The 1,196-nt window shown below is 67.6% G+C and carries 1 protein-coding gene and 1 pseudogene; both read right to left on the reverse strand.

What is annotated here, in order from left to right; translation table 11 throughout:
• Nucleotides 1-81: 81 nt before the first annotated feature.
• The gene (locus DD1DGNOD_RS06595; RefSeq protein ID WP_131765705.1) at nucleotides 82-705 is read right to left on the reverse strand and encodes a TetR/AcrR family transcriptional regulator; all 624 of its coding nucleotides are present in this window, start codon (nucleotides 703-705) and stop codon (nucleotides 82-84) included.
• A gap of 296 nt (nucleotides 706-1,001) precedes the next feature.
• Nucleotides 1,002-1,196 (reverse strand): annotated as a pseudogene (locus tag DD1DGNOD_RS06600) (hypothetical protein); the annotation flags it as partial.

Genomic DNA, 1,196 nt, shown 5'->3' on the forward strand with positions numbered 1-1,196 from the left:
TCTCTGCTGTGCGCCGACCCGAGGACGGCGCTCCGAGGACGGCGCTCCGAGGACAGCGGTGAGGAGTCCGGGGAGATGCGCCTATCGGACGCTGTTCTTCGCCTCCAGGCCGACCAGCAGGCGGTCGAGAACCTCGCCCGCCTCCCGGCGGGCCTGCGCAGGATCGCCGGCACGGCCGATCAGCAGGCTCGCCTCGGACAGGACGGCCGCTAGCACCCGGGTGAGAGGCGCGATGGGCAGCGGGTCGATCCGGCCCTCCTCGACAGCCCTGTCCAGCCATTCGGCGAGCAATCGGTAGCCGTAACGCTCGACCAGGACGTCCCATGCGTCGTGCCCGAGCACGGCCGGTCCGTCAACCAGCACGATGCGCTGGAAGTCACTGTCGGTGCAGATGTCCAGGAAGGACTGGAACCCGGTGCGCAGCTGTTCCCAGGCGCCTGTGGCCGGTTCGTCCGTGGCACGCTTGAGTTCCGTGGTCACGAGCTGTTCGGCGACCTCGAGCGCGACCTGTTCCATGACCGCGCCGAACAGATCGGCTTTGTCGCGGAAGTGGTGGTAAAGAGCGCCGCGGGTCACCTGCGCGTCGGCTACGATCTCCTCGGTACCCGTGGCGGCGTAACCCTGGGTGCCGAACCGCAGCCGTGCGGCGGCCAGGAGAGCCTGCCGGGTGGCGGCTGGATGCTCGTTGCCCCCGACCCTGGTCATTCGTCGATTATGTTGCACTCAGTCCTCTAATGAGCGAGTTCAGCCGTGGGAATGTTCATCACTGCACTAGCGGGTCCGTCAAATGCTCTTGATCATATAACGCTATCGGTCTGAGGCACCACGGCGAGGCCACGCTCGCACATGTGCTGGACTCGCACGATCGCTCCACAGCCGACATGCACGGCGAGGGCTGGTGGACCGTCCGGACCATCCCGGTCGGCGAAACAGCGGTCATCTCTGCTTTTCCTGGTCGAGGGTGCTACCCCGAGCTCGTAGCGCGGGCCGTCCGTCCGGCCTCACCTGTCTGCGGGAGGCGGGTCTGGCGGTCTGTTTCGGGTGAACACGGCTGTCGCTCCGGCGTCCAGGAAACGTCGGAGCGTGACCGTGTCCGGCGCCAGCGCACTGACGAGGACACCTGGTCCAGCCAGGGGGAGCACGGCGAACGTGTCGGTGCCGGTCGTGCCGGTCGTGCCGGTCGTGCCGGTCGTGCC

Source organism: Candidatus Protofrankia californiensis (assembly GCF_900634765.1).
Taxonomy (GTDB): Bacteria; Actinomycetota; Actinomycetes; order Frankiales; family Frankiaceae; genus Protofrankia; species Protofrankia californiensis.

Coding starts and splice junctions, on each gene's coding strand:
- DD1DGNOD_RS06595 (WP_131765705.1), bottom strand. CDS start 705: ATGACCAGGGTCGGGGGCAACGAGCATCCAGCCGCCACCCGGCAGGCT.